We start from the raw sequence: 22565 nt of genomic DNA on the forward strand, positions 1-22565 counted from the left end.
GTACGCCGACAGCGAAAGTCGTGCCCGCTGAGCTGCGGCGATGCGTAGTTATCCACAGGCCGTTCGGCAGGCCCGAGGTTATCCACAGGACGAAGATCCGCGCATCGCGCTCAGCACCGCACAAACCTAGGATCGAACGTATGTACGATTCCGCGGTGCCGCCGATGGCGTCGCTGGCTGGTGCCGGCGATGCGGATCTGGTCGACATCGTGACCGGGTGTGGGGCGGCGGCGGCGCGGGCCGAGGCGGTGAAGCTGGCTGCGATCGTGGAGTTCTGGGAGCGTCGTCGTGCACCGGAGCGGGCCGGCTGGGCCTGTGATGATTGGGACGCCGCCGCGGAGATCGGGTGTGCGCTCAACATCAGCTCCGGACGCGCCTCGGGGCAGATGACCCTGGGGTTGGCGTTGCGGGACCGGTTCCCGCGGCTGGGCCGACTGCTGGCGGCCGGGCGGGTGCCGGTGTCGCTGGTGACGACGATCGTGTTCCGCAGCGCGCTGGTGGTGGACCCGGCCATCCTGGCCAGGGTGGACGGCATCGTCGTCGACGTCGTGCGGGAGTGGGGGCTGCTGTCGCAGAAGAAACTCGAGACCGCCATCGACGCCACGATCGAGGCGCACGACCCGGATGCGGTGCGCCGGTTGCGTACCGGAATGCGGGGCCGCTCGTTCACCATCGGTGACCGCGATGACCGCACCGGTCTGACGAGCGCGTTCGGGAAGTTGGCCACCCCCGATGCCGCGGTGCTGGCCCACCGGCTGTCGGTGATGGTGCACTCGGTGTGCGAGAACGACCCCCGCACACTGGATCAGCGCCGCGCCGACTCGCTCGGGGCGATGGCGGCGGGGTCGTTCGTGCTGACCTGCCGCTGCGGCACCCCGGACTGCCCGGCCGCGCAGGTCGACGACGGTCGTGGGTCGCGTTTCACGATCACCGTGATCGCCGAGCCCAGCGCGCTGGATGCCACCGTCGACCCCCAGCTGCACGGCGAACCCGCCGAGCAGCCCGCGCCGGCGCCAGAACCGGAACCCGTCGAGCCGGAACCGGATTCACAACCTGCGCCTGAGCCCGATCCCGCGTCCGCACGCCGCACGGCGGCGTTGATCCCTGGCTTCCGCAATGCGATCGTGCCCGCGCCGCTGCTGGCCGAGTTGATCGCCCACGGCGCGACCGTGCGGTTCCTCACCGACCCGGCCGCCCTGGGCGCCACCGACGGCTACCGCCCCTGCGCTGCGCTGGAGCGGTTCGTCCGCGCCCGCGACCTGACCTGCCGCTTCCCCGGCTGCGACCGGCCCGCGATGTTCGCCGACATCGACCACACCCAGCCCTACCCGTACGGCGCCACTCACGCCTCGAACACCAAATGCTATTGCCGCCAACATCATCTGGTGAAAACGTTCTGGGACGGCTGGGCCGACACCCAGGCCGCCGACGGGACCGTGCGGGTCACCACACCCACCGGACACACCTACACCACCACACCGTTCTCCACACTGCTGTTCCCATCCTGGAACACCACCACCGGACCCCCACCACCGGCATCGGGGACCACACCGCCACGCCGCCCCGGGCGGAGGCTGATGATGCCCACCCGACGACGCACCCGCGCCCAGAACCGCGCCGCCTACATCACCCGCGAACGCGAACTCAACGCCCTCCAACGCCAACACGAANCCCGACGACGCACCCGCGCCCAGAACCGCGCCGCCTACATCACCCGCGAACGCGAACTCAACGCCCTCCAACGCCAACACGAACGCAACGCCAAACACCGACCCCGGCAGGACAACACCGCCATCACTCCCCCACCCGACTACGGCGACGACCCACCACCGTTCTAACGGATCTGGTGAGGGTCCATCATCAGGTGGTCGGAGACGTCGCCGATCATCTCCACGTCGACCCTGCGTTCGGTGAAGTACCAGCCGTTCGCGTCACGGGCGAAGGCGTCGTGATAGCGCCCGACGACGATGGGCTGCAGAGCGATCGTATCCGTCTGCTGCACAACGCAGAAGGTCGAGCGCGCGGTCGCGGTGTCTCCGGAAACGTCGATGATCGGGTTGAGAACGAGGTGGCGGGTGCGCGGAGTGTTGCCGTGATCCGGGAACCGGCGGGTGGTCGACGCGAACAGCGCCCGGATCCGCTCCGCGCCCGCGACGCCCATGAAGTTGCCCCGACCCAGCAGCTCCCCGACCCCGTCGAAATCGCCCGCATCGATCAATTCGGCGTACCGGTACAGCAATTCGGTGACGGCCAGCCTGTCGGCGAGCTCGCTCACGCGACCTGCCCCTGTACCACCGGCAGACCCGGGTCACTCGCCGCGTCCAGCGGCGACGGCGACGCACCGGCGGCGATCAGGTGCGCGGCGAACGACGCGATCATCGCCCCGTTGTCCGTGCACAGCCGCGGCCTCGGCACCCGCAGCGTCATTCCCGCAGCGGTACAACGCTCTTCGGCCAGCTCCCGCAGCCGCGAATTCGCCGCCACCCCGCCCGCGATCAGCAGCGTCGACACCCCGAGATCTTGCGCCGCCCGCACCGCCTTCGCGGTCAGCACATCCGCCACCGCCTCTTGGAACCCCGCCGCCACATCGGCCTGCGACGCGTCCGGATGACTCTCCACATACCGCGCCACCGCCGTCTTGAGCCCCGAGAAGCTGAACGCATACCGGTCGTCGCGCGGACCCGTCATTCCCCTCGGGAACACGATCGCCGACGGATCCCCCTCGCGCGCAAGCTCGTCGAGCACCCTGCCGCCCGGATACCCCAACCCGAGCAGACGGGCGACCTTGTCGTACGCCTCGCCGGCCGCATCGTCGACGGTGGACCCCAGCTCGACGATCGGCTCCCCCAGCGACCGCACATGCAGCAGGTTGGTGTGCCCGCCGGACACCAGCAACCCGACACTCTCCGGCAGCGGCCCGTGATCGAAGACGTCGGCCGCCAGATGGCCGCCGAGATGGTTGACCGCATAGAACGGCACCTGCCACCCCGCCGCATACGCCTTCGCCGCAGCGACCCCCACCAGCAACGCGCCCGCCAGCCCCGGCCCGATGGTCGCGGCGACCACGTCCGGCCTGTCGATATCCGCCGCCTCCAACGCCCGCCGCATCGTCGGCCCCAGCGCCTCCAGATGCGCCCGCGACGCGATCTCAGGCACCACCCCGCCGAACCGGGCGTGTTCGTCGACGCTGGACGCGACCTCGTCGGCCAGCAGCGTGACCGTACCGTCGTCCGTCAGCTCCGCGATCCCCACTCCCGTTTCGTCGCACGAACTCTCGATGGCCAGGATGATCATCGCTGCTCCCGCTTCATCGTGTAGGCATCGGCGCCACTGACCCGGTAGTACCGCTTGCGGATCCCCATCTTCCTGAAGCCCTCGCTCTCGTACAACGCGATCGCCGCCTCGTTGTCCGTGCGGACCTCGAGGAAGATCGTCCCGCCGTCGGCGTACTCGATGAGATTGCGCAGCATCCCGCGGCCGATCCCCTGCCCCTGGTAGGCGGGATCGACCCCGACCGTGTGGATTTCGTACTCGTACGGCTTCACTCGACCCAGCCGCGCGATGCCCGCATAACCAACCAGCTTGTCGTCGGCCCGCGCGGCCACGTAGAGGTTGTGCTTGGCGGCGATCTCCGCCAGGAATGCCCGCTCCGGCCACGGATCGTCGCCCTCGAACAGCTGCGCCTCGAGTTCCGCACATCGTGCCGCGTCCGCCGCCACCAGCGTCCCATACTCCACGATCATCGCGCACCGGCCGGCGGTTTGGCGTCAGGTCGGCGAAGATACAGCGGCACCAGCGGATCCGGCTCCACATCCCAATCAGCAACCGCCGCAACCAGTCCCGTCGCCGACGGGTACACCGGAGCCAGCCGCGGCAGGTCGAACAGCGCCGCATGCTCGAGCGAGCCGGCCACCGCCGCCGCGCCCGCCGGCACGTCGGCCGCCGCGTTGACCGCAGGTCCGTCGACGCGGGCGCCGTCGCGGTAGCGCGCCCAGTACACCTCGCGCCTGCGCGCGTCGGTGACCACCAGCACCTCGCCGGCCGTTCCCACCGCGATCGCGTCGAGGCTGCACACTCCCCGCACCGGAACGCCGAGCGCATGGCCGAACGCCGCGGCCGTCGCCATGCCGACCCGCAATCCGGTGAACGGGCCCGGGCCGCATCCCACCACCACGGCGTCGAGCTGGTCGACGCCGACGCCCGCATCGGCCAGCGCCGCAACGATGTTGGGAGTCAGCTGTTCCGCGTGCGCCCTGGGATCCACCGTGACCTGTTCGGCCAGCAGCTCGACCTCGTCGCCGACGCGCACCACACCGGCGGTCACCGCCGGGGTGGCGGCGTCGATCGCCAAGACGAGTCTGCTCACGGCGTACTCCACTGCCAGATCGCAGTGCGGACATCGGTGTCGGCCGCCCGTTCCAGCCGGATGTCGAGGTGACGCTCGGAGAGTCGTTCGGCCACCCCTTCGCCCCACTCGACCACCACGACCGCGTCGTCGAGATCGGTGTCCAGATCCAGCGAGTCCAGTTCGGCGAGCAGATCGACCGACGCATGGTCGAGCAGCCGGTACAGATCTACGTGCACCATCGTCGGAGCGCCGGCCTGCCGCGCCCGGTGCACCCGCGCGAGCACGAACGTCGGCGAGATCACCGGACCCTCGACATCCATGCCCTGCGCGATCCCCTTCGCCAGCACCGTCTTTCCGGCACCGAGCGGACCGGACAGAACGACGACGTCCCCGGCGCGCAGCTGGCGGCCCAGGTCCGCACCGAACGCGAGGGTGTCCTCGGCGGTGAGCAGCTCGGTGGCTCCCGACCCGTCAGCCATGGTTACGCACCCGATCCCGCACCCGCCGCGTCAGCGCCACCAACTTCGACGGCGTCGAACGTTCGACCAACCGCACCAGTGCGTCGTCGATGATCTCCGGGTTCTCCAGCTGCACCAGATGTCCTGCGCCGCCGACGATCACCAGTTCGGACTTCGGCAGCGCCACGGCCATCTCCTGCGAGTACTCCATCGGCGTCAGCAGGTCGTGGTCGCCGCAGGCGATCAGCGTCGGCACCTTGCGCAGCGTCGTCAGCCCCGCGGTCTCGTCGTGCACCTCCAGCGCGTGCAGGAACTCGACCAACGTGGTGATCGGGGTGTCGTGCATCATCTTCTCCGAGAACGCCACCACGCTGGGGCTGATCTTCTCGTCGCCGTAGGACGCCGCGCGCAGGATCGGCCCAATCACCGTCCGGCCGGCGCCCCGGAAGCGGTGCACGGTCTTCGGGGCGTACCGCGCACCGAACCGGATCGCCTCCAGCGCCGGGTTCTTCAGGATCTCCCCGAGCGGCGACCGCGAAACCCCTTCGGCCGCAGACGCGATCAGCGCCGCACCGACGACGCGCGTGGGATAGCGCTGCGGGTACTGGCGCGCATGCGAGAGCACGGTCATGCCGCCCATCGAGTGTCCGACGAGCACGATCGGCCCGCGCGGGGCCATCACCGCCAGCACGCTCTCAAGGTCCTGGCCCAGCTGCTCGACGGTGTAGGTCTCCGGCGGCGCCTCCCCGGACTGGCCGTGCCCGCGCTGATCGTAGAACACCATGCGGACCTGATCGCCCCACTGCTCGGTGAGCCGCGCGCGCTGAAAGTGGAAGGAGCCCATCTGAAGACAGAAACCGTGCGCGAACACCACGGTCAGCGGTGCATTCAGCGGCCCGACCTCGCGCACCGCCAGCGGAACCCCGTCAGGGGTCGTCACCACGGTGCTGCGGTCGGCGTCCAGCAGTTCGAAATCCTCGTCGCGGTGCGGATCCTCGGCGGTCACCCGGCGCCGCAGCGACCGCGCGGCCGTGACGCCCGCCGCCGACCCGACGGCGGCGATGCCCGCCGCGCCGGCCAGCCACCCGGCCCGGTTGGCCGTGCTCATCGCGAACCCCCGCGGTAGGCCCGCACGATCCGCCGGCGCGGGCTGGTGACCACCTCGTAGTTGATCGTGCCGAGCAGGTCGGCCCAGTCCTGAGCGGTCGGCTCCCCGTCGGTGCCCGGGCCGAACAGGATCGCCTCGTCGCCCTCGGTCACGTCGACCGGACCCGGGCCGAGATCCACCACGAACTGGTCCATGCAGATGCGCCCGACGTTCGGGTAGCGCCGGCCGTTGATCTGCACGGCCATCCGGTTGCTCAACGCGCGGAACACCCCGTCGGCGTAGCCGGCCGGGATCAGCGCGAGCGTGGTGTCGCGGTCGGCGACCCAGGTGTGGCCGTACGACACCCCGTCACCGGCGCGCACCGAGCGCAGCATCGTCACCGGACACGTCACCGTCATCGCGGGTCGCAGTCCCAGATCACCGCGCTCGGGGATGGGTGTCTGCCCGTACACCGCGATGCCGGGCCGGACCATGTCGAACGCGAGGTCCGGTCGGGTCAGCGCGGCCGGTGAGTTGCTCAGGTGCACCAGTTCGAACCGGACGCCGCGGTCGCGGGCCAGCGCGGCCAGATCGGTCAGCCGCTGCGCCTGCACGTCGTTGAACGGATGCTCGGGGACGTCGCCGTGGGCCAGGTGCGACATCAGCCCGCGGATCCGGACCGCGCCGTCGGAGGCCGCGGCACGCAGCGCGTCGATCACCGCCGGGAACTCGGCGGGCTCGACACCGTTGCGGCTGAGCCCGGTGTCGGCCTTGACCGTCACGGTCGCGGTCCGGCCGGTCCGGCCCGCGGCGTCGAGCACTTCGTCGACCTGCCGCAGCGACGACACCGCCACCTCCACATCGGCGGTCAGCGCCGGCGCGAAGTCGGTGCCGGGCGGGTGCAGCCATGCCAGTACGGGGGCGGTGATGCCCTCGCGGCGCAGCACCAGTGCCTCGTCGATCGTCGCGCAGCCCAGTTCAGCGGTGCCGGCGGCCAGCGCCGCGCGGGCCACCTCGGTGGCGCCGTGGCCGTAGCCGTCGGCCTTCACCACGGCCATCACCGCGGCCGAGCCGGCGCGTTCGCGCAGCACGGAGACGTTGTGCGCGATGGCGTCGAGGTCGACGATCGCCACCGGCGTGTGCGGGGTCGTTTTCGGAGCGTTGATCACCGCCCCCGATTGTCCCAGGCGGTCGCCGCGGGCGGGTCAGTGGGCGAAGTGCTCCTCGTCGGAGAACCCGCCGACACCGGTCCGGTCCAGCTTCGCGAGCACCTCCACCAGGTCGTCGCGCAGTGCGCGCGCCAGGTTGGCCGAGAAGCCCTCGCGCACCACGATGCGCAGCACCGCGACATCGCTGGCGTCGTCGGGCATCGTGTACGCCGGCACCTGCCAGCCGTAGCCGCGCAGCAGCGCCGACACGTCGAACACCGTGTAGCCGGTGCCCTCGACCAGCTTGAACGCCACCACCGGGATGGCCGAGCCGTCGGAGATCACCTCGAACACCCGCTTGTTGTCGGGTCCGGCCATGGCGGCCAGCTCGCGAGCCAGCCACTGGGCCGTGTCGGACAGGCAGTGCATCACCGTGGTGTAGCCGTCGCGCCCCAGCCGGAGGAAGTTGTAGTACTGCCCGACCACCTGGTTGCCCGGCCGGGAGAAGTTCAGCGTGAACGTCGGCATGTCGCCGCCGAGGTAGTTGACCCGGAACACCAGCTCCTCGGGCAGATGCTCGGCGTTGCGCCACACCACGAACCCGATCCCCGGATACGTCAGTCCGTACTTGTGCCCGCTGACGTTGATCGACACCACCCGCGGCAGCCGGAAGTCCCACACCAGGTCGGGGTGCAGGAAGGGCACCACGAAACCGCCGCTGGCCGCGTCGACGTGCACCGGGATGTCGAGGCCCTTGTCGGCCGCCAGCCCGTCGAGCGCGGCGCAGATGTCGCCGACGGGTTCGAGTTCGCCGGTGAACGTGGTGCCCAGGATCGCGACCACGCCGATGGTGTCCTCGTCGACCGTGTCGAGCACCTGCTCGGGGGTGATCACGTAGCGGCCGTGCTCCATCGGCAGGTAGCGCGCCTCCACGTCGAAGTAGCGGCAGAACTTCTCCCACACCACCTGCACGTTGGAGCCCATCACCATGTTCGGGGTGCGGCCCTTCCAGTCCTGCCCGGCCGCCTCCAGCTGCTGGCGCCACCGCCACTTCATCGCCAGGCCCGCCAGCATCACCGCCTCACTGGAGCCCACCGTCGACACCCCGATCGCCGTGGACGGGTCGTCGTCACGCAGATCCTCGGCGTGGAACAGGTCGGCGACCATGCACACACAGCGCTGCTCGATCGCGGCGGTGACCGGGTACTCGTCCTTGTCGATCATGTTCTTGTCGAACGTCTCCGACATCAGCTGCCCGGCCTCGGGGTCCATCCACGTCGTCACGAACGTCGCCAGATTGAGCCGCGAGCTGCCGTCGAGCATCAGCTCGTCGTGGATGAACCGATACGTCTGCTCCGAGTCCATCGACTCGTCGGGCAGGCGCAGGGCCGGGATCGGTGAGGTGGACAGACGGCCGCAGTAGGCGGGGGTCAACGACGTGTGGCGCGAAACGTTGGGCATGCGCTCCTTCTTAGAGCATCGAACCCAATGCTGTTCGCAGATGCGCCAGGATGCGTGACGACGATGTCGGCGCCGGCGCCGGGCCGGGATCGAGGGCGGCGAGTTCGGCCGCGCGGGCATGCACGAACGCGGCCGCCGCGGCGGCCTCGCCGGGCGGGAGGCCCGATGCCAGCAGCGCGCCGATGACGCCGGACAGCACGTCACCCGAACCCGCGGTGGCCGCCCACGACCCGCCCGCGACGTTGAGGTAGACGGGTCCGTCCGGTTCGGCGACGACGGTCACGTTGCCTTTGAGCAGCACGGTGACGCCGAGGCGGTCGGCCAGGCCACGGGTGGCCGCGATACGGTCGTCCCCGGGCGGGCCGCCCGCCAACCGGGCGAACTCACCCGCATGCGGTGTCAGCACCGTCGGTGCGCTGCGTCCGGCGACCAGGTCGGGATGGGCGGCCAGGATCGTCAGGCCGTCGGCGTCGACGAGGACGGGCAGATCGGTCTCCAGCGCGAAGCACAGTGCGGCCGCCCCGGTCTCGTCGGTGCCGAGCCCCGGACCGACCACCCAGGCCTGCACCCGGCCCGCAGTGGCGTAGCCAGGAGTGGCGATCACCTCGGGCCAGTGCGAAACCACCTCGGCGGCAGCAGTTCCCGCGTAGCGGACCATGCCGGAGTGCGCGGCCACCGCGGCTCCGGTGCACAGGATCGCCGCCCCCGGGTAGGTGGACGAGCCGGCCATCACGCCGGTCACGCCCTGGGTGTACTTGTCGTCGCTGCGGCCGGGCACCGGCCAGCGGGCGGCCACGTCGGCGGCGTCGAAGCCACGGATGTCCGAGGGCGGCAGGTCGAGGCCGATGTCGACGAGTTCCACACGGCCGCATCGGCCGAGCGCGTGCACGGGTTTGAGACCGCCGAAGGTCACCGTGAGCGTGGGCTTGACGTGTGCGCCGTCGGCAGCGCCGGTCGCGACGTCGACGCCACTGGGCAGATCGACCGCGACCACCGGGATACCGGCCTGCTCGACGGCGTCGAACACCTCGGCCGCGGCCGGGCGCAGCGGTCCGGACCCGGAGATGCCGACGACCCCGTCGATCACCAGATCTGTTGCTGCAGACACACTCTCGACGATCCGGCCGCCGGCTTTGCGGAACGCGGCCAGCGCGGCGCGGTGGGCGCGCTCGGGGTTGAGCAGGACCGCGGCCGCCGCGGCGCCGCGGCGGCGCAGGAACGTCGCGGCCCACAGCGCGTCGCCACCGTTGTCCCCCGAGCCGACGACGGCGCACACCGTCTTGCCGGACACCGTGCCCAGCTCGCGGGCGATCGCGGTGGCCAGGCCGAACGCGGCCCTGCGCATCAGTCCCCCCGGCGGCAGAGCCGCGAGAAGCGGTGCTTCCGCGTCGCGGATCTGCTGGGCGGTGTAGTAGTACCGCATTCGAATCACGGTACGTGGGTACCCGGCGACCATGACGGATTCCCCTGTGAGTGAGGAGTTGCTCGCCCTCGAACACGCCGGCTGGAGGTCGCTGTGCGACGGTACCGGCGACCGGTTCTACGGCGACGTGATGACCGACGACGCGCTGATGGTGCTGGCCAACGGCGCCGTGATGGATCGTGCCACGGTGGTTTCGGCTCTCGGCCAGTCACCGCCGTGGGCGCGCTACGCGATCGACGACGTGCAGATGATCGCGATCGCCGACGACACCGCGGCGCTGGTGTACACCGGCACCGGGTGGCGCGACGGCGACGACGCGCCGTTCATCGGTGCGATGTCGTCGGTCTACCGGCGCACCGGCGATGGCTGGAAGCTGGCGCTGTATCAGCAGACCGCTCGCCAATAGCGCTGGCGCTAAACGGCTTTCGTGCCGCTCAGCGCGTCGGCCACCGTCGGGTAGAGGTCGATGATCTCGTCGATGCGCATCATGCGCATCGGCCGCGCGGTCGCGGGCCCGTCGGCCACGACGCGCAGCGAGATCCCCGCCCGGGAAGTCAGGCGGTGCGTCTCGACGAGCATGCTGATGCCGGCCGACGACAAGAAGCCCACGTCGGTGATGTCGACGATCAGCACCGACGGGTTGTCGGTCAGCGCCACGTCGAGATGGGTTCCCAGCGTCGGCGCAGTCAGCACGTCGAGGTCACCCTCGACATGCAGGACCAGGGTCGCGCCGTCGCGTCGCGGCCTGACCACGAAGCGGCCGCGGTGTTGCTCACTGACATTCATCGTTTCGCCCCCGGGGGTCGGACAGACACCGCCGCCCCGCACATGGCGAGCTCGCGAGTCTGTTGCTGCAGGTCTTGCGGCGTGGGCCGCAGTGACGGGGATTCCGTCCTCCGCCGAGTGCATGGCACCGGCGACCGCTGCTTGCATAACGGTTCTAACCGGGTATATCGATGCCGGGGCGGGCAGCGTTAACAGATCGCTCTTAATTCTTCCTTAATTGACAGGAGAGTCATAACCGCGCAGGTCAACGGGTTACTCGACGGTAACCGACTTGGCCAGGTTGCGGGGCTTGTCGACGTCGTAGCCGCGCGCCTGGGCGACACCGGCCGAGAACAGCTGCATCGGGATGGTCGACAGCAGCGGCTGGAACAACGTGGACACCGCCGGGATCTCGATGAGGTGGTCGGCGTAGGGCGCCACGGTGTCGTCGCCCTCCTCGGCGATGACGATCGTGACCGCACCGCGGGCCTGGATCTCCCGGATGTTCGACAGCAGCTTGGAGTGCAGCGTCGCCGCGTTCTTCGGTGACGGCATCACCACGATCACCGGCAGATCGTCCTCGATCAGCGCGATCGGGCCATGCTTGAGCTCGCCGGCGGCGAAGCCCTCGGCATGCATGTAGGCCAGTTCCTTGAGCTTCAGCGCGCCCTCGAGCGCCACCGGGTAGCCGACGTGGCGCCCCAGGAACAGCACCGTCTGCGACGACGCGAACTGCTGGGCCAGCGCGATGACCGGCTCGGCGGTGGCCAGCACCCGCGCGATCAGATCGGGCATGGCCTCCAGGTCGTGGTACTCACGCGCGACCTCGTCGGGATACTTGGTGCCCCGCGCCTGCGCCAGAGCCAGACCGACGAGGTAGTTCGCCGCGATCTGGGCGAGGAACGTCTTGGTCGACGCGACCCCGATCTCCGGGCCGGCGCGGGTGTAGAGCACCGCGTCGCATTCGCGGGGGATCTGGCTGCCGTTGGTGTTACACACCGCCAGCACCTTGGCCTTCTGCTCCTTGGCGTGGCGCACCGCCTCCAGCGTGTCGGCGGTCTCCCCCGACTGCGAGATGGCCACCACTAGGGTGTGGCTGTCGAGCACGGGATCGCGGTAGCGGAACTCGCTGGCCAGTTCGACCTCGACGGGCAGCCGCGTCCAGTGCTCGATCGCATACTTGGCCAGCAACCCCGAGTGGTAGGCGGTGCCGCACGCGACGACGAACACCTTGTCGATGTCGCGCAGTTCCTGATCGGAGAGGCGCTGCTCGTCGAGCACGATGCGGTTGTCCACGAAGTGGCCCAGCAGCGTGTCGGACACCGCGGCGGGCTGCTCGGCGATCTCCTTGAGCATGAAGTAGTCGTAGCCGCCCTTCTCGGCGGCGGAGGTGTCCCAGTCGATGTGGAAGGCCCGGAAATCGTCGGTGTCCCGCCCGTCGAAGTCGGTGATCCGGTAGCCGTCCGCGGTCACCACGACCGCCTGATCCTGGCCCAGCTCGACCGCCTCGCGGGTGTGCTCGATGAACGCCGCGACATCGGACCCGACGAACATCTCCCCCTCGCCGACCCCGAGGACCAGCGGCGTGGACCGGCGGGCCGCGATGATGGTGCCGGGATCGTCGGCGTGGGCGAAGACCAGCGTGAAGTGGCCCTCGAGGCGCCGCAGCACCGCCAGCACCGACGCCGCGAAGTCACCGGCGTGGGCGCCGGCGTCGTATTCACGGGCCACCAGGTGCACGGCGACCTCGGTGTCGGTGTCGCTGGCGAACTCCACGCCGGCGGACTCCAACTCGGCGCGCAGCACCGCGAAGTTCTCGATGATCCCGTTGTGCACGACGGCGACCTTGCCGCTGGCGTCGCGGTGCGGGTGGGCGTTGCGGTCGGTCGGCCTGCCGTGGGTGGCCCAGCGGGTGTGTCCGATCCCGGTCGACCCGACCAGGTTGTCCTCGCCGGCCTCGGTCAGCGCCGCTTCGAGGTTGGCCAACCGGCCCGCCTTGCGCTGCACAGTGAGACCGCCCTGCCCGTCGACCAGCGCCACGCCCGAGGAGTCGTAACCCCGGTATTCCATGCGGCGCAGCGCATCGACGACGATCCCGCAGGCAGGGCGCTGCCCCACGTAGCCGACGATTCCGCACATAGCCATTCAGGGTACGGCAGAACACGCTGTCCACCCGGGTGGGATACGGTCGTCGCGTGGCCAGCACGAAGAAGCTCTTCAGCGCGTTGACCCGTCGCGGCCCGCACAAGGTTCTGCGCGGTGACCTGGCCTTTGCCGGTCTTCCCGGCACTGTTTACACCCCGGCGACCGGCAAGAATCTGCCCGGTGTGGCGTTCGGCCACGACTGGATCACATCGGCCGAGCGCTACGACGGCACGCTCGAGCATCTGGCGTCGTGGGGCATCGTGGCGGCAGCGCCGAATACCGAGACGTCGCTGGCGCCGTCGGTGCTCAACCTGGCCTACGACCTGGGCACCACGCTGGACATCATCGCCGGTGTGCGGTTGGGCAGCGGGGACATCAGCGTGCACCCGGGCAAGCTGGCCGTCGCCGGGCACGGTTTCGGCGCATCGGCCGCGGTGTTCGCGGCGGCCGGAATGCCGGCGAAGCCGAGAGCGGTGTTCGCGGCGTACCCGCTGATCTCCAGCCCGCCGGCCGAACAGCCCGCCTCCGGCCTGACCGTTCCGGGGCTGATCCTGGCCGACCCCGGCGACCCGATGACGCTGCGCTCGAACGCCGTCGAGCTGGCGCGGGCGTGGAAGTCGGCGACGCTGCGCAGCACCTCCAAGACGAAGGCGGGCGGCCTGGTCGAGGGCAGGCGGCTCGCGCCCGTGGTCGGGTTGCCCGGCGCCGACAAGGGCACCCAGCGCATCGTGCGGGCGCTGATGACGGGCTATCTGCTGCACATGCTCACCAGCGACAAGGGCAAGGGGCCGTACCGCGACTTCGCCGATCCGGAGGCCGTACTCCCCAAGACGACGGTGATGGATCCGTTCGCCGACGACCCTGTCGATCTGGAGAACAAGGTCGTCGCGCTGCTCAAGCCCTGAGCCCGGGGTTGCTCCCAACCAACTGGTTGGGTGTATATGTAGTGGATGCGGACGGGCATCTTTCTCAGCTATGCGGGCGGCTTTCTCGATGCGGTCGACGAGGTCGTCGAACTCGAGAAGGTCGGCGCGGACATCGCGCTGGTCGCCGAGGCGTATTCCTACGACGCGATCAGCCAGCTCGGCTTCCTCGCGGCCCGCACCTCGCGGATCGAGCTCGGCACGGGCGTCGTCCCGATCTACACCCGCACCCCGGCCCTGATGGCGATGACGGCGGCCGGGCTCGACTACGTCTCGGACGGACGCTTCCGGCTCGGACTGGGCACCTCCGGGCCGCAGGTGGTGGAGGGCTTCCACGGCGTGCCGTTCGACGCGCCGCTGGGCCGCACCCGAGAGGTGGTCGAGATCTGCCGGCAGGTGTGGCGCCGCGAGCGCATCGACTACCAGGGCAAGCACTATCAGGTGCCACTGCCATCCGAGGGACCCGGGGCGCGGGGAACCGGGCTCGGAAAGCCGCTGAAGCTCATCAATCATCCTGTGCGCGAACGGATCCCGATCACGATCGCCGCCCTGGGGCCGAAGAACGTCGAGCTGACCGCCGAGATCGCGGAGGGCTGGCAGCCGGTGTTCTTCTACCCGGAGAAGGCCGACGAGGTCTGGGGCGACGCGCTGCGGGCCGGCGCGGCCAAGCGTGACCCGACGCTGGGACCGCTCGACGTCATGGTGAGCGCGAGCCTGGCCATCGGCGATAGCGTCGATGATCGATTGGCCTGGGCGAAGCCACAATTGGCGCTCTACATCGGTGGCATGGGCGCGCGGGGACGCAACTTCTACCACAACCTCGCGACCCGCTACGGCTTCGGCGAGGTGGCCGATCACATTCAGGATCTGTACCTCGCGGGCAAGAAGACCGAGGCGATCGACGCGGTGCCCGACGAGCTGGTGCGCCAGGTGTCGCTGGTGGGTCCGCGCGGCTTCGTCAAGGAGCGGGTGGCGGCGTTCGCCGAAGCCGGCGTGACGACGCTGCTGGTGCATCCGCTGACGGGCGATCGACGCGAGACCGTTGCGTGGGTCGAGGAACTACAGTCGCTGATGTGACCGAACCGACCGGCCTCGACGACCACGTCGTCGCCTTCCTCTCCGAGGGCACACGTACCGCGAAATTGGGGTACCTCGCCTCGGACGGCCGCCCGCTCGTCGCGCCGGTGTGGTTCGTCGTGGACGGCGGCGACCTCGTCTTCAACACCGGGAGGGACACCGCCAAGGGGCGTGCGCTGGCCCGCGATCCGCGGGTGGTCATCTGCGTCGACGACGAACGGCCGCCGTTCTCGTTCGTTCAGGTGCAAGGCACCGCGTCCACCAGCGAGGACCCCGACGAGCTGGTCGCCGTCGCCACCCGTATCGGCGGCCGGTACATGGGCGCCGACCGGGCCGAGGAGTTCGGCCGGCGCAACGGCGTGCCGGGAGAGCTGATCGTGCGCGTCACGCCGACCAAGGTGGTGAAGGCCTTCAACCTGGCCGATTGACCGGTCGATCCACGACACCCCTGGAAGAGTGCCGACCTATGCGCATCGACCTCACCGACAAGATCGCCGTCGTCACCGGAGCCAGCAAGGGCATCGGCCTGGCGATCAGCGAGGCAATGACCGCCGCGGGCGCCTTCGTCGTCGCGGGCGCCCGCCACAACAGCGCAGGACTGGAGGCGCTCGAGGCTGCAGGTACCGCGACGTTCGTCACCGCGGACCTGTCCACCGCGCAGGGGCCGAAAGCACTCGTCGCCGCGGCGGCGGAGCGCGGCGGCGTCGACATCCTGATCAACAACGCCGGTGCCGTCACACCGCGATTCGACGGTTCCCAGTCGGTGACCGACGACGACTGGACCGCCGCCTGGTCGCTGAACTTCCTGTCCGCCGTGCGCACCACCCGCGAAGCGATCCCCCATCTGCTGGCCCGCGGCGGTGGCGCGATCGTCATGATCGGATCGGTCAACGCGACGCTGCCGGAATGGAACATCATCGACTACAGCGCCACCAAGGCGGCGCTGGCCAACTACACCAAGAGCCTCTCGAAAGAGTTCGGGCCGCAGGGCATTCGCGTGAACACCATCAGTCCCGGTCCCGTCGCCACCGACCTGTGGCTCGCCGACGACGGCGTCGCGGCCCAGTTCGCCTCCGCCAGTGGCGGTTCCGCCGAGCAGGTGGTGGACTCGGTGGCCGCCGGAGCGGCGACGGGACGCTTCACCACGCCGCAGGAGGTCGCCGAGCTCACGGTGTTCCTGGCCGGAGACCGCGCCACCAACATCACCGGCGCCGATTTCCGCATCGACGGGGGCTACGTCACCACGCTGTGACTCAGACCTGGATGCCGCCGGTGAGGATCGCGGCCAGCTCGCGATAGGCGTCCGCGTCGTCGAGCCCGGTGCGCTCGCGCACAGCGCGCTGCTGGATGCCCACCATCATCGTCGTAACCAGCTCGGCGGCGAACGCGGCGTGCACGTCCCGGAACTCACCCGCGGCCACGCCGGCCGCGATCAGTTCCTGCACCCGCCGGGCCGCGATACGGGTGTTCTTCTCGTAGGTGGCGCGCGCCGGCGCGAAGGCGTCGAGGTCCGCCATGAACTGGTCCGACGCCGGGTCCAGCGCGGCGCCCACCGCCGACAGGTACGCCGCGATGCGCTCGCGGGCGCCGTTGGCGGCGGCCACCCGCGTTTCGACGAACGCGGTGGCCGACCGGAAGAAGTGCACCGTGGCGGCCGCCACCAGCTGCTCCTTGCTGCCCGCCAGCGTGTAGAGCGTGGATTTGGAACAGCGCAGCCGCGCCGCGATGTCGTCGAGCGTCAGGTGCGCGAACCCCTCGGCGAGGAAGAGCGCGACCAGCGCATCGAACAGCTCCGTGCGCCGACGGGTCGCGAACGCGGGCATGCTCACCCGGCTGATAGTACTGCAGATGGTCCTGTAGTACTGTCCGGCGTATGCCTGTGGACCGGTTGCTTCCCACCGACGAGGCGCATGAGCTCATCGAGCTCGCCCGCCAGATCTCCGACAAGGTGCTCGATCCGGTCGTCGACCGGCACGAGAGGGACGAGACCTATCCCGACGGAGTGTTCGCCACCCTCGGCGAGGCCGGCCTGCTGAGCCTGCCGTATCCCGAGGACTGGGGCGGCGGAGGTCAGCCCTACGAGGTGTACCTGCAGGTGCTCGAGGAGATCGCGGCGCGCTGGGCCGCCGTGGCGGTGGCCGTCAGCGTGCACGGCCTGTCGTGTCATCCGTTGATGACGTTCGGCACCGACGAACAGCGCGACCGGTGGCTACCCGACATGCTCGGCGGATCGACGATCGGCGCCTACAGTCTGTCCGAGCCGCAGGCCGGCTCCGACGCGGCCGCGCTGACATGCAAGGCGACCGCCGTCGACGGCGGCTACCGCATCACCGGATCGAAAGCCTGGATCACCCACGGCGGCATCGCCGACTTCTACAACCTCTTCGCCCGGACCGGTGAAGGCACACAGGGTATTTCGTGCTTCCTGGTGCCTCGCGACACCGAGGGGCTGAGCTTCGGCAGGCCCGAGGAGAAGATGGGCCTGCACGCCGTTCCGACGACCGCGGCGCACTACGACGACGCGTTCCTCGACGCCGGCCGCCGGATCGGCGCCGAGGGGCAGGGCCTGCAGATCGCCTTCAGTGCGCTGGATTCCGGCCGGCTGGGCATCGCGGCCGTCGCGGTCGGACTCGCGCAGGCCGCGCTCGGCGCGGCGGTGGCGTACAGCCAGGAGCGAACGACGTTCGGCCGCAAGATCATCGACCATCAGGGGCTTGCGTTCGTGCTGGCCGACATGGCCGCCGCGGTCGACGCGGCACGGGCGACGTACTTGGACGCCGCGCGGCGCCGCGACGCCGGCATGGCGTACTCGCGCCAGGCGTCCGTGGCCAAGCTGACCGCCACCGACGCGGCCATGAAGGTGACCACCGATGCGGTGCAGGTGTTCGGCGGTGCGGGGTACACCCGCGACTACCGCGTGGAGCGCTACATGCGCGAAGCCAAGATCATGCAGATCTTCGAGGGCACCAACCAGATCCAGCGGCTGGTGATCAGCCGGCACCTCGCCCGCGGCTGACGGTCAGTTCGGCCATCGCCGCGACGACGACCCCGAACGCGAAGTACAGGGGCACCAGGAACGGGCCGACGCCGAATAGCGCGTCGGAGCCCGGGTTGTAGGCGAACACGCCGAGCAGGACCAGCCCGATCTCGACGGCCGGACCGACGATCGCCACGGCGGTTCCGCAGACCGCGCCGGGCACGTCGCCGAGCGCGCACCAGACGAGGACGGCGGCGACGCAGATCAACGCGGTGGCGGGGAGCACGGGTCTGCCGTGCAGCAGCGCAGTCGTGACGTACATGCCCACGACCGCGGCCACGCCGGCGAGGGCCTGTCTGCCCGTCACGTCGCTGCGCAGCGTCGGCAGGTGCAGCCGCAGCTCGGCCAACGACACCGTCGCTGTCCCCACCAGCAGCGGGAACCAGAACGGGCTGCTCCAGACGAACGGCACCCCGTCGGTGAGGTAGACCGTCGTGCGGGTCACCACGTGGCTGTGGTCGCCGACCAGTGCGGCGAGGCCGCCGACGACGAACAGAACCGCGGCCTCGCCGAATCGCAGTCTCACGCCGCGGAGGCTACCCCGGTGGTTCGCCGACCTGAGGGACTTCGTCGGCGGCGATCGCGCACGGCGTCCGCTCGTCGTCGAGCGGCGGGAGCGGCTCAGCCGGTGGCGGTGGCGGTGGCGGCGTGGGCGGTGGCGTCTCGGCAGGCTCGGCGGGTTCGACCGATTCGACGGGTTCGACGGGCGGGTCCTCGGGCTCCTCGTCGTTGGCCTCACCCTCGTCGGCGGCCGCGTCCTCCTCGGCTTCGTCCTCCACGGCTTCGTCCTCGTCGGGTTGGTCCTCCTCGTCAGTCGGCTCCGGTGGGTCGAGCTGGGGTGGTTCCAGGTCCGGCGGCTCCAGGCCCGCTTCGCTCGTCCCGCCGCCGCCCAGCAGTCCGCTCAGTGCGTCCGCGAACCGCTGACCGACGGCCGGCAACGCACCACCGCCGAGCCCGCCGCCGAGCCCGCTGCCGCCGCCGAGATCGGGCATCGGGGCGCCCATCGCCGGGGGCATCGGGGCGGGCGCCGGCGGGGGTGCAAGTGGAGCAGTGGCCGCAGGCGGGGGCGGCGGTTCCCATGCCGACGGCGTGGTCGGCACGGAAGCGACAGGCGCCGCGGCCGGCGCAGGTGCGGGCGCAGGCGCGGGCGCCGGTGCCGGTGAGAACACGGGGGCGGGCACCTCACGACGCATCGGGGATGGTGGCGTCGGTCCGAGGTCACCGGGGATCTCGAATCTGGCGTGCGACCCGGTGCGGATCGCGGCGGTGGTGCCCTGATAGGCGTCGGCCACCGCCGCTCCCGCAGACTGCACGGCGGAGAGCCAGTCGGTGCGAATCCGGCCGTCCACGAACGGCTTCACCGCACTGTCGACCAGTTCGGCGGCGGCAGCCCGGTCCCCCACCCCGGAGATGACCGTGGCCGACGCCGCCAGCCAGTCCGTCCGCGCGGCGCCGACGTCCGCCTCGACAGCCACCACGGCGTCGACCTTGGCGTCGACGGCCCGCCACAACTGCTCGGACAGCCGGCGCAGCGCGTCAGCGGCCGTGCGCACCGCGGCCGCCACCCCCGCCGCCGCGACTCCATGGCGCTGCAGGAAATCCTGCGACGCCCGCGCACCCATCCCCTCCCAGGCCGCCGACAGCGCCGCCACCTGTCGCTCCTGGACCGCCAACGCCTCGTCGGCAGCGCGCACCGCAGCGTCGAACGCCGCGCAATCCTGCTGCAGAGCAGTGAGATTCAGGCCGTCTTCGGTGCTATACCAGTCGCGCAGCTGTCCGGCGTGCAGTGTGAGGTCCGGATGCTGATACCCCACCTGATGACTGGCCCACACGTACTGTGCCACCGTGTCCACCGCGGGGCGGCCCTGCGCCAACCGCCCCGGCACGTCGAACTCCGCGACCACTACCCCACCCGCTCGGCGGCGCGCGCGTCCGCGTCGACGTAACGGTCGGCGGAGGACCGCAGCACCGCCGCGATCTCCGCTGCCGCCCGGGACCAGTGCCGCAGCGCCAGCACCACGTCGTCGAGCGCGCCACGCAGCGCCTCCCCGTGCGCGACGTACGCGCGACCGGCCGTCGATCCGCCGAAAACCAAGGCGCCCAGCTGGTTTCGCGTCACGCCATCGACGATGCCCGCCGCTGTCTCGTATTCGCGCGCGATCTCCCGCACCCTCGGCACGTCGACGCCTGTGGTCCCCATATGGAGTTGGACGCAGGAGACGCCCGGATGGTTCCGCCCCGGCGTCAGCTCTCGGCGCTGACCGACTCCGCGACCCGCACCGCCAGCTGCCGCGCGGTGTCCTCGTCGGCGGCCTCAACCATCACCCGGACCACCTGTTCGGTTCCGGAGGGACGCAACAGGATTCGACCGGTGTCGCCCAGCTCGGCCTCGACGGCGGCCACCGTGTCACGCACCGACGGCGCGTCGGCGACCGTCGCCTTGTCCGCCACCTCGACGTTGATCAGCACCTGCGGCAGCGTCTGCATGGGCGCGGCGAGCTCGGCCAGGCTGCGTCCGGTCTGGGCCATCCGCGCCATCAACCGCAGGCCGGTGACGATGCCGTCGCCGGTGGTGCCGAAACCGGGGAGCACGATGTGTCCGGACTGTTCGCCGCCCAGCGCGAAAGCCCCGGCACGCAGCTCCTCGAGCACGTAGCGGTCCCCGACACCGGTGGTGCGGACCTCGATGCCGGCCGCCCGCATCGCCAGGTGCAGACCCATGTTGCTCATCACGGTCGCCACCAGCGTGTTGCGCGCCAACTCGCCGGCCTCCTGCATCGCCAGCGCCAGCACCACCATGATCGCGTCGCCGTCGATGACGCGGCCGTGCGCGTCGACGGCCAGGCAGCGATCGGCGTCGCCGTCATGCGCGAGGCCGAGGTCGGCGCCGTAGGACACCACCGCCGAGCGCAGCGACTCCATGTGCGTCGAACCGCAGCCGTCGTTGATGTTCACGCCGTCGGGTTCGGCGTGGATGGGGATGACATTGGCGCCGGCGGCACGATAGGCCAGCGGCGCCGCGGTCGACGCCGCACCGTGCGCGCAGTCGACGACGACGGTCAGCGCGTCGAGGCGCGTGGCAGCCGCCGTGCCGACGTGTCGCAGGTAGCGCTGCAGCGCATCCTCGGCGTCGACGACGCGGCCGATGTCCGCGCCGGTGGGCCGGTCACCCGGGCCCTGGTGCACGAGCTCCTCGATGCGGTCCTCGGTGTCGTCGTCGAGCTTGTGACCGCCGGAGCCGAAGATCTTGATGCCGTTGTCGGGCATCGGGTTGTGCGAGGCGGAGATCATCACGCCGAAGTCGGCGTCGTAGGCGGCGGTCAGGTAGGCCACCGCAGGGGTCGGCAGCACACCGACGCGCAGCACGTCGACACCTTCGCTGGTCACGCCGGCGAGGACGGCCGCCTCCAGCATCTCGCCGCTGGCCCGAGGGTCGCGGCCCACCACGGCGACCCGTCGGCGGGCCGTGCCGGCTCTGATCAGCCGCCGCGCCGCCGCGGCGCCCAGTGCCATCGCCAATTCGGCGGTCAGATCCCGGTTGGCGACTCCGCGCACGCCGTCGGTGCCGAACAGTCGAGCCATGGTGACAACCTCTCACACGATTCTGCGAGCAACCTAACCGCAACGGCACGGCGCCCGGCCACTCCGTGGGGAGCGACCGGGCGCCGTGTCGAAAAAGTGATCAGCGCTTGCTGTACTGAGGCGCCTTACGGGCCTTCTTCAGTCCGTACTTCTTGCGCTCGATGGCACGCGGGTCACGCGTGAGGAAGCCGGCGCGCTTGAGTGCGGGCCGGTCCTCGGGCTGGACGATGATGAGCGCCCGGGCGATGGCCAGACGCAGCGCGCCGGCCTGACCCGAGGGGCCGCCACCGTCCAGGTGGGCGTAGATGTCGAACTGCTCGAGCCGATCGACGGTGACCAGCGGCGCCTTGATGAGCTGCTGGTGCACCTTGTTCGGGAAGTAGTTCTCCAGGGTGCGGCCGTCGAGGTGGAACTGGCCGGTGCCGGGCACCAGGCGGACGCGGACGACGGCCTCCTTGCGGCGGCCGACGGTCTGGATCGGACGGTCGATCACGATGGGCTCGCGCGGCGCGGCCTCGGACTCGGCGTAGACCTCGGTCTCGGCGGTCTCGGTCGTGTACTCGGGTTCGGTCACTGGGCCACCTGCTTGATCTCGAACGGAATCGGCTGCTGCGCGGCGTGCGGATGGTTCGGGCCGGCGTACACCTTCAGCTTCTTCTGCACCTGACGGCTGAGCTTGGTGTGCGGCAGCATCCCGATGATCGCGTTCTCCACGACGCGGGTCGGGTGCTTGAGCAGCAGCTCACCGATCGAGCGCTTCCGCAGGCCGCCGGGATACCCCGAGTGGCGGTAGGCGAACTTCTTGGTCAGCTTGTCGCCGCTGATGGCGACCTTGTCGGCGTTGATGACGATGACGAAGTCACCGCCGTCGACATTCGGCGTGAACGTCGGCTTGTGCTTGCCTCGGAGCAGCTTGGCTGCTTCGACGGCGAGCCGGCCGAGCACCACGTCCGTGGCGTCGATGACGTACCACGTGCGCGTGGTGTCACCCGCCTTCGGCGTGTACGTAGGCACAGCGCTACCTCTTCTTCTCTCGGGTGAGTCCCGGACTGTCCGGGTGCCGGTCGGGCGTACGCTCTCGTTGCCTCGGCGACCGACGGAGACCCGAGGT

25 protein-coding genes are annotated in these 22565 nt (G+C 70.4%); 7 read left to right on the forward strand and 18 right to left on the reverse strand.

Features of this window, described 5'->3' with window-relative positions; genetic code table 11:
• Positions 1 to 140: 140 nt before the first annotated feature.
• The coding region (locus MCHUDSM44219_RS16980) for an HNH endonuclease signature motif containing protein (protein WP_162232097.1) at positions 141 to 1670 on the forward strand (1530 nt) is incomplete at its 3' end.
• Between the two features lie 164 nt (positions 1671 to 1834).
• On the opposite strand, the gene MCHUDSM44219_RS16985 is transcribed toward MCHUDSM44219_RS16980, so the two are convergent.
• The 9 genes from MCHUDSM44219_RS16985 to MCHUDSM44219_RS17025 are packed head-to-tail and all read right to left on the reverse strand — an operon-like array spanning position 1835 to position 9925.
• On the reverse strand, positions 1835 to 2275 hold the full coding sequence (locus tag MCHUDSM44219_RS16985) for a nuclear transport factor 2 family protein (RefSeq protein WP_048419420.1): 441 nt from the start codon (positions 2273 to 2275) through the stop codon (positions 1835 to 1837).
• Complete coding sequence (tsaD, locus tag MCHUDSM44219_RS16990; RefSeq protein WP_048419421.1) at positions 2272 to 3294, reverse strand: tRNA (adenosine(37)-N6)-threonylcarbamoyltransferase complex transferase subunit TsaD; 1023 nt, start codon at positions 3292 to 3294, stop codon at positions 2272 to 2274. Before tsaD ends, MCHUDSM44219_RS16985 begins: the two co-directional genes overlap by 4 nt.
• Positions 3291 to 3743 (reverse strand): ribosomal protein S18-alanine N-acetyltransferase, encoded by a 453-nt coding sequence (gene rimI / locus MCHUDSM44219_RS16995; protein ID WP_048419422.1) that lies wholly within the window; start codon positions 3741 to 3743, stop codon positions 3291 to 3293. Before rimI ends, tsaD begins: the two co-directional genes overlap by 4 nt.
• Complete coding sequence (gene tsaB / locus MCHUDSM44219_RS17000) at positions 3740 to 4366, reverse strand: tRNA (adenosine(37)-N6)-threonylcarbamoyltransferase complex dimerization subunit type 1 TsaB (protein ID WP_048419465.1); 627 nt, start codon at positions 4364 to 4366, stop codon at positions 3740 to 3742. The genes rimI and tsaB overlap by 4 nt, the downstream gene beginning before the upstream one ends.
• Positions 4363 to 4827: a tRNA (adenosine(37)-N6)-threonylcarbamoyltransferase complex ATPase subunit type 1 TsaE gene (gene tsaE, locus MCHUDSM44219_RS17005; RefSeq protein WP_048419423.1), complete on the reverse strand. Its 465-nt coding sequence runs from the start codon at positions 4825 to 4827 to the stop codon at positions 4363 to 4365. The genes tsaB and tsaE overlap by 4 nt, the downstream gene beginning before the upstream one ends.
• A complete protein-coding gene (locus tag MCHUDSM44219_RS17010; RefSeq protein ID WP_048419424.1) occupies positions 4820 to 5914 on the reverse strand; it encodes an alpha/beta fold hydrolase in 1095 nt (364 codons plus the stop codon). The genes tsaE and MCHUDSM44219_RS17010 overlap by 8 nt, the downstream gene beginning before the upstream one ends.
• Positions 5911 to 7062, reverse strand: a complete 1152-nt coding sequence (alr, locus tag MCHUDSM44219_RS17015) for an alanine racemase (RefSeq protein WP_082162250.1) — start codon at positions 7060 to 7062, stop codon at positions 5911 to 5913. Before alr ends, MCHUDSM44219_RS17010 begins: the two co-directional genes overlap by 4 nt.
• A gap of 36 nt (positions 7063 to 7098) precedes the next feature.
• The gene (locus tag MCHUDSM44219_RS17020; RefSeq protein WP_048419425.1) at positions 7099 to 8502 is read right to left on the reverse strand and encodes a glutamate decarboxylase; all 1404 of its coding nucleotides are present in this window, start codon (positions 8500 to 8502) and stop codon (positions 7099 to 7101) included.
• Positions 8503 to 8512: 10 nt separating this feature from the next.
• The gene (locus MCHUDSM44219_RS17025) at positions 8513 to 9925 is read right to left on the reverse strand and encodes an NAD(P)H-hydrate dehydratase (protein ID WP_048419426.1); all 1413 of its coding nucleotides are present in this window, start codon (positions 9923 to 9925) and stop codon (positions 8513 to 8515) included.
• Between the two features lie 31 nt (positions 9926 to 9956).
• On the opposite strand from MCHUDSM44219_RS17025, the gene MCHUDSM44219_RS17030 reads away from it, so the two are divergent.
• Positions 9957 to 10331: a nuclear transport factor 2 family protein gene (locus MCHUDSM44219_RS17030; protein WP_048419427.1), complete on the forward strand. Its 375-nt coding sequence runs from the start codon at positions 9957 to 9959 to the stop codon at positions 10329 to 10331.
• An 8-nt stretch (positions 10332 to 10339) separates the two neighbouring features.
• Here MCHUDSM44219_RS17030 and MCHUDSM44219_RS17035 read toward each other — a convergent pair whose 3' ends face one another.
• Both MCHUDSM44219_RS17035 and glmS read right to left on the reverse strand, forming a co-directional pair.
• Positions 10340 to 10711: an STAS domain-containing protein gene (locus MCHUDSM44219_RS17035; protein ID WP_048419428.1), complete on the reverse strand. Its 372-nt coding sequence runs from the start codon at positions 10709 to 10711 to the stop codon at positions 10340 to 10342.
• 252 nt (positions 10712 to 10963) lie between these two features.
• Positions 10964 to 12829: a glutamine--fructose-6-phosphate transaminase (isomerizing) gene (gene glmS / locus MCHUDSM44219_RS17040; RefSeq protein ID WP_048419429.1), complete on the reverse strand. Its 1866-nt coding sequence runs from the start codon at positions 12827 to 12829 to the stop codon at positions 10964 to 10966.
• Between the two features lie 56 nt (positions 12830 to 12885).
• On the opposite strand from glmS, the gene MCHUDSM44219_RS17045 reads away from it, so the two are divergent.
• Genes MCHUDSM44219_RS17045 through MCHUDSM44219_RS17060 form a run of 4 tightly spaced genes read left to right on the forward strand, consistent with a single transcriptional unit; the run spans position 12886 to position 16087 of the window.
• Positions 12886 to 13740: a dienelactone hydrolase family protein gene (locus MCHUDSM44219_RS17045; protein ID WP_048419430.1), complete on the forward strand. Its 855-nt coding sequence runs from the start codon at positions 12886 to 12888 to the stop codon at positions 13738 to 13740.
• Between the two features lie 45 nt (positions 13741 to 13785).
• Entirely contained in the window at positions 13786 to 14835 is a 1050-nt protein-coding gene (locus tag MCHUDSM44219_RS17050; RefSeq protein ID WP_048419431.1) for an LLM class F420-dependent oxidoreductase, read from the forward strand.
• On the forward strand, positions 14832 to 15263 hold the full coding sequence (locus MCHUDSM44219_RS17055) for a PPOX class F420-dependent oxidoreductase (RefSeq protein WP_048419432.1): 432 nt from the start codon (positions 14832 to 14834) through the stop codon (positions 15261 to 15263). The genes MCHUDSM44219_RS17050 and MCHUDSM44219_RS17055 overlap by 4 nt, the downstream gene beginning before the upstream one ends.
• Positions 15264 to 15301: 38 nt before the next feature.
• Complete coding sequence (locus tag MCHUDSM44219_RS17060) at positions 15302 to 16087, forward strand: oxidoreductase (RefSeq protein ID WP_048419433.1); 786 nt, start codon at positions 15302 to 15304, stop codon at positions 16085 to 16087.
• A 1-nt stretch (position 16088) separates the two neighbouring features.
• Here MCHUDSM44219_RS17060 and MCHUDSM44219_RS17065 read toward each other — a convergent pair whose 3' ends face one another.
• Positions 16089 to 16658 (reverse strand): TetR/AcrR family transcriptional regulator, encoded by a 570-nt coding sequence (locus MCHUDSM44219_RS17065; protein WP_172506362.1) that lies wholly within the window; start codon positions 16656 to 16658, stop codon positions 16089 to 16091.
• A gap of 50 nt (positions 16659 to 16708) precedes the next feature.
• Between MCHUDSM44219_RS17065 and MCHUDSM44219_RS17070 the strand changes: the two genes are divergently transcribed.
• Positions 16709 to 17851, forward strand: coding sequence for an acyl-CoA dehydrogenase family protein (locus MCHUDSM44219_RS17070; RefSeq protein WP_048419435.1), 1143 nt, complete (start codon positions 16709 to 16711; stop codon positions 17849 to 17851).
• Here MCHUDSM44219_RS17070 and MCHUDSM44219_RS17075 read toward each other — a convergent pair.
• The 6 genes from MCHUDSM44219_RS17075 to rplM all read right to left on the reverse strand — a co-directional run bounded on the left by MCHUDSM44219_RS17075 (position 17826) and on the right by rplM (position 22468).
• Entirely contained in the window at positions 17826 to 18398 is a 573-nt protein-coding gene (locus MCHUDSM44219_RS17075) for a diacylglycerol-binding protein (RefSeq protein ID WP_048419436.1), read from the reverse strand. The genes MCHUDSM44219_RS17070 and MCHUDSM44219_RS17075 overlap by 26 nt on opposite strands.
• A gap of 10 nt (positions 18399 to 18408) precedes the next feature.
• A complete protein-coding gene (locus MCHUDSM44219_RS29800; protein WP_048419437.1) occupies positions 18409 to 19776 on the reverse strand; it encodes a hypothetical protein in 1368 nt (455 codons plus the stop codon).
• On the reverse strand, positions 19776 to 20072 hold the full coding sequence (locus MCHUDSM44219_RS17085) for a DUF7162 family protein (protein ID WP_048419438.1): 297 nt from the start codon (positions 20070 to 20072) through the stop codon (positions 19776 to 19778). The genes MCHUDSM44219_RS29800 and MCHUDSM44219_RS17085 overlap by 1 nt, the downstream gene beginning before the upstream one ends.
• Before the next feature lie 44 nt (positions 20073 to 20116).
• Positions 20117 to 21454: a phosphoglucosamine mutase gene (glmM, locus tag MCHUDSM44219_RS17090; RefSeq protein ID WP_048419439.1), complete on the reverse strand. Its 1338-nt coding sequence runs from the start codon at positions 21452 to 21454 to the stop codon at positions 20117 to 20119.
• Between the two features lie 100 nt (positions 21455 to 21554).
• Positions 21555 to 22028, reverse strand: coding sequence for a 30S ribosomal protein S9 (gene rpsI / locus MCHUDSM44219_RS17095; RefSeq protein WP_048419440.1), 474 nt, complete (start codon positions 22026 to 22028; stop codon positions 21555 to 21557).
• The gene (gene rplM / locus MCHUDSM44219_RS17100) at positions 22025 to 22468 is read right to left on the reverse strand and encodes a 50S ribosomal protein L13 (protein WP_048419441.1); all 444 of its coding nucleotides are present in this window, start codon (positions 22466 to 22468) and stop codon (positions 22025 to 22027) included. The genes rpsI and rplM overlap by 4 nt, the downstream gene beginning before the upstream one ends.
• Positions 22469 to 22565 lie beyond the last annotated feature (97 nt).

The sequence above is a fragment of the Mycolicibacterium chubuense genome (assembly GCF_001044255.1).
Lineage (GTDB): Bacteria > Actinomycetota > Actinomycetes > Mycobacteriales > Mycobacteriaceae > Mycobacterium > Mycobacterium chubuense.